General features: G+C 56.1%; 2 tRNA genes and 3 rRNA genes. All 5 read right to left on the reverse strand.

From position 1 onward, the window contains the following. Nucleotides 1–52: 52 nt before the first annotated feature. A 5S ribosomal RNA gene (gene rrf / locus K0O23_RS19975) occupies nt 53–164 on the reverse strand. 104 nt (nt 165–268) lie between these two features. Next, nucleotides 269–3,160: ribosomal RNA gene (locus K0O23_RS19980) — 23S ribosomal RNA — on the reverse strand. Between the two features lie 219 nt (nt 3,161–3,379). Next, nucleotides 3,380–3,453, reverse strand: a tRNA-Ala gene (locus K0O23_RS19985). Between the two features lie 14 nt (nt 3,454–3,467). Then, nucleotides 3,468–3,541, reverse strand: a tRNA-Ile gene (locus K0O23_RS19990). A 133-nt stretch (nt 3,542–3,674) separates the two neighbouring features. Next, nucleotides 3,675–5,197, reverse strand: a 16S ribosomal RNA gene (locus K0O23_RS19995). Together the 16S, 23S and 5S rRNA genes with 2 tRNA genes alongside form the textbook arrangement of a ribosomal RNA operon. Nucleotides 5,198–5,202 lie beyond the last annotated feature (5 nt).

Genomic DNA, 5,202 nt, shown 5'->3' on the forward strand with positions numbered 1-5,202 from the left:
GGTCAAAAAAAAACCGGGGCAGCGTCCTTATGGGATGCTGCCCCGGTGTTGGGGTTGGCGGCCACCTACTCTCCCGGGTGTGACCCCAGTACCATCGGCGCGTCCGGGCTTAACTTCTCTGTTCGGGATGGGAAGAGGTGCTCACCGGAGCCATAGCCACCATTGTCTTTGCACGATTCGTGTAGCCGTGCTTAATGCTTTTAGTCAGTTAACATGAATGGGGAGAGAGAAAGCGAACAGGCGGGCCTCTCGGCCGTGGTGTTGCCACCTTGGAACGCGCTCGGGCAATTAGTATGGCTCGGCTTTGCTATCTCTAGCTTTACACCTGCCACCTATCAACGTGATCGTCTCTCACGGCCCTTAAGGGAGATCTCATCTTGGGGCGGGTTTCGCACTTAGATGCTTTCAGCGCTTATCCCGTCCGAGCGTAGCTACCCTGCGCTGCGGCTGGCGCCACAACAGGTCCACCAGAGGCTCGTCCAACCCGGTCCTCTCGTACTAAGGTCAGAACCCCTCAAATCTCCGACGCCCACAACAGATAGGGACCGAACTGTCTCACGACGTTCTGAACCCAGCTCGCGTGCCACTTTAATCGGCGAACAGCCGAACCCTTGGGACCTTCTCCAGCCCCAGGACGTGACGAGCCGACATCGAGGTGCCAAACCTCCCCGTCGATATGAGCTCTTGGGGGAGATCAGCCTGTTATCCCCAGAGTACCTTTTATCCTTTGAGCGATGGCCCTTCCATGCGGAACCACCGGATCACTATATCCGCCTTTCGGCCCTGCTCGGCTTGTGGGCCTCACAGTCAAGCACCCTTGTGCTATTGCGCTCTGCGTACGGTTACCAAGCGTACTGAGGGTACCTTTGAAAGCCTCCGTTATTGTTTTGGAGGCGACCACCCCAGTCAAACTACCCACCAAGCACTGTCCCCCCCTGTGGGAGGTTAGGCGCCAAGCAACTCAAGGGCTGTATTTCAAGGACGAATCCACGACGCCTGGCGACGCCGCTTCACATTCTCCAGCCTATCCTACACATGAGTTACCCAGCGTCAATGCTAAGCTATAGTAAAGGTTCATGGGGTCTTTCCGTCCCGTTGCGGGTACTCGGCATCTTCACCGAGACTACAATTTCACCGAGCTCACGGCTGAGACAGCGCCCAGATCGTTACACCATTCGTGCAGGTCGGAACTTACCCGACAAGGAATTTCGCTACCTTAGGACCGTTATAGTTACGGCCGCCGTTTACCGGGGCTTCGATTCAATGCTTCGCCTTGCGGCTGACATCCCCTCTTAACCTTCCGGCACCGGGCAGGTGTCAGGCCTTATACTTCATCTCTCGATTTCGCAAAGCCATGTGTTTTTGTTAAACAGTCGCCTGGGCCTTTTCACTGCGGCTTCTTGCATTGCTGCAAGGAAGCGCCCCTTCTCCCGAAGTTACAGGGCCATTTTGCCGAGTTCCTTGGCCGTGATTCACTCGAGCACCTTAGGATTCTCTCCTCGACCACCTGTGTCGGTTTGCGGTACGGGCGGCAAGCCATTTAAACGCTTAGCGGGTTTTCTAGGGAGCCTGATTAGGGACGATCCCCGCGCCCGGGGGCTTGGGGTACTTTCGGGTTTTGTCATCTCCGGCGTACTTCACGACCAGAGATATAACTACGCCCTTAAACGCACTATTCCGTCAGTGCGCCGTCCTTTCACTTCTCCGTCACCGCATCGCTATGACGTGCCGGTACTGGAATATTAACCAGTTGTCCATCGACCTGCGCTTTCGCCTCGGCCTTAGGACCCGACTAACCCTGATCCGATTAGCGTTGATCAGGAAACCTTGGTCTTTCGGTGTGCGGGTTTCTCGCCCGCATTATCGTTACTTATGCCTACATTTGCTTTTCCAGGCGCTCCAGCCCTGCTTGCCGCAAGACCTTCTCCGCCCCTGGAATGCTCCCCTACCAGTGCAGTAAACTGCAATCCGCAGCTTCGGTGCCATGCTTGATGCCCGATTATTATCGATGCCCTGTCGCTCGACCAGTGAGCTGTTACGCACTCTTTAAATGAATGGCTGCTTCCAAGCCAACATCCTGGCTGTCTAGGCAACTGGACCCCCTTTGTTCAACTTAGCGTGGACTTTGGGACCTTAGCTGGCGGTCTGGGTTCTTTCCCTCTCGGCGCGGGACCTTAGCACCCCGCGCCTCACTGCCGCGTATATCAAATGGCATTCGGAGTTCGTCAGGATTCGGTAGGATGTGACTCCCCCTAGTCCTATCGGTAGCTCTACCTCCATATGACTCGACCGCGACGCTGCCCCTAAAGGCATTTCGGGGAGTACGAGCTATTTCTCAGTTTGATTGGCCTTTCACCCCTACCCACAGGTCATCCAAATACTTTTCAACGTAAACTGGTTCGGACCTCCATTTGGTTTTACCCAAACTTCATCCTGCCCATGGGTAGATCACAAAGTTTCGCGTCTACCCCCCCTGACTGTGCGCCCTGTTCAGACTCGCTTTCGCTGCGGCTCCGCTCCTTGAGAAGCTTAACCTTGCCAGGGAGGAGTAACTCGTAGGCTCATTATGCAAAAGGCACGCCGTCACCCCACTAAAGGGCTCCGACCGCTTGTAGGCGCATGGTTTCAGGGTCTATTTCACCCCCCTATTCGGGGTACTTTTCACCTTTCCCTCACGGTACTGGTTCACTATCGGTCTCTCAGGAGTATTTAGCCTTAGCGGATGGTGCCGCTGGATTCAGGCGGGATTTCTCCGGTCCCGCCCTACTCAGGATACCACTAGGGCCAAGAAGCTTGCGCAAACGGGGCTCTCACCCTCTCCGGCCATTCTTCCCAGAATGTTTTGCTTCAATTCTTGGTCCCACGTCGTGGTCCTACAACCCCGGCCGAGCCGTGACTCGACCGGTTTGGGCTCTTCCGCGTTCGCTCGCCACTACTTGCGGAATCATTGTTATTTTCTCTTCCTCCGGGTACTTAGATGTTTCAGTTCCCCGGGTTCGCCTCCCTTAGGATGGCACGTCTTCAACGTGCCGGGTTGCCCCATTCGGAAACCCGCGGATCGATTCGTATGTGCCGATCCCCGCGGCTTATCGCAGCTTGTCGCGTCCTTCATCGCCTCTGAGAGCCTAGGCATTCCCCATGCGCCCTTCTCTGCGTTCCCGGGCCGCCTGAACTTAATCAGGCGGCCCGCCTCTTCGCTTGTTAGAGTCATGGGCTATCTTAAAAGATAGCCTAAACTGTAAATTTTGTTTTTCTCTCTCCCATCATGTCAAAGAACTTTCCTCCTTCTCGCTTCCGCGCCGCCATTGGTCATGGACTGCCGCGGTCGTTTCAGGATGTTGTGGTAAAAACCTGTCGTCTTTACCTGTTTTATTCGGTGTGGAGAATAACGGAGTCGAACCGTTGACCTCCTGCGTGCAAAGCAGGCGCTCTAGCCAGCTGAGCTAATCCCCCAAGTGTAAGTTGAGTGGGCCTGCGTGGACTCGAACCACGGACCTCTACATTATCAGTGTAGCGCTCTAACCACCTGAGCTACAAGCCCAGTAAAAAGCGCTGGGCGCCTCACAGCCACCATCAGTAAGGTTTTGAGGGGTTGCCGAGACAGCAGGAAAAAAAAGAAAGAGAGGCATCCGCCCGGGGCCCCATGCGCCCGAGAAGGCCGGGACCGTCCCTAGAAAGGAGGTGATCCAGCCGCACCTTCCGGTACGGCTACCTTGTTACGACTTAGCCCCAGTTACCAGTTTTACCCTAGACGGCTCCTTTGACGGTCACCGGCTTCAGGTCTCCCTGACTTCCATGGCTTGACGGGCGGTGTGTACAAGGCCCGGGAACGTATTCACCGCGTCGTTGCTGATACGCGATTACTAGCGATTCCGGCTTCACGGAGTCGAGTTGCAGACTCCGATCCGAACTGAGACCGGCTTTTTGAGATTGGCGCCCTGTTGCCAGGTGGCGACCCTCTGTACCGGCCATTGTAGCACGTGTGTAGCCCTAGGCGTAAGGGCCATGATGACTTGACGTCGTCCCCGCCTTCCTCGCTTCTTGCGAAGGCAGTCCCTTTAGAGTCCCCGCCATGACGCGCTGGCAACTAAAGGTAGGGGTTGCGCTCGTTGCGGGACTTAACCCAACACCTCACGGCACGAGCTGACGACAGCCATGCAGCACCTTGCTTTGTGCCCCGAAGGGAGGCTCCATCTCTGGAGCTGTCACGCGCATTCTAGCCTAGGTAAGGTTCCTCGCGTATCATCGAATTAAACCACATGCTCCACCGCTTGTGCGGGCCCCCGTCAATTCCTTTGAGTTTCACCCTTGCGGGCGTACTCCCCAGGTGGATGACTTAACGCTTTCGCTTGGACGCTGACAGTGTGTCGCCAACATCGAGTCATCATCGTTTACGGCGTGGACTACCAGGGTATCTAATCCTGTTCGCTCCCCACGCTTTCGTGCCTCAGCGTCAGTTTCGGCCCAGCGAGCTGCCTACGCAATCGGGGTTCTTGGCGGTATCTATGCATTTCACCGCTACACCGCCAGTTCCGCCCGCCTCGACCGAACTCAAGCCCGCCAGTATCAACGGCAGTTCCACGGTTGAGCCGTGGGATTTCACCGCTGACTTAACGGGCCGCCTACGCACCCTTTAAACCCAATAAATCCGGACAACGCTTGCACCCTCCGTATTACCGCGGCTGCTGGCACGGAGTTAGCCGGTGCTTATTCACCAGGTACCGTCAGTTACCTTCGCAAAGGCGTTTTCTTCCCTGGTAAAAGCAGTTTACAACCCAGAAGGCCTTCTTCCTGCACGCGGCATGGCTGGGTCAGCCTCTCGGCCATTGCCCAATATTCCCTACTGCTGCCTCCCGTAGGAGTCTGGTCCGTGTCTCAGTACCAGTGTGGGGGACCATCCTCTCAGAACCCCTAGCCATCGTCGCCATGGTGGGCCGTTACCCCGCCATCTAGCTAATGGCACGCATGCCCATCTTCCACCGCCTCAGCTTTGATCGTCTTCGGATGCCCTCAAACGATGTCATGCGGTATTAATCCCGGTTTCCCGGGGCTATCCCCCTGTGGAAGGTAGGTTGCATACGCGTTACGCACCCGTGCGCCACTAACCACAGAACCGAAGTCCTGTGGCTCGTTCGACTTGCATGTATTAGGCCTGCCGCTAGCGTTCATCCTGAGCCAGGATCAAACTCTCCATTGTAAAAA

This window comes from Pontibacter aydingkolensis, assembly GCF_019443125.1.
Taxonomy (GTDB): domain Bacteria; phylum Bacteroidota; class Bacteroidia; order Cytophagales; family Hymenobacteraceae; genus Pontibacter; species Pontibacter aydingkolensis.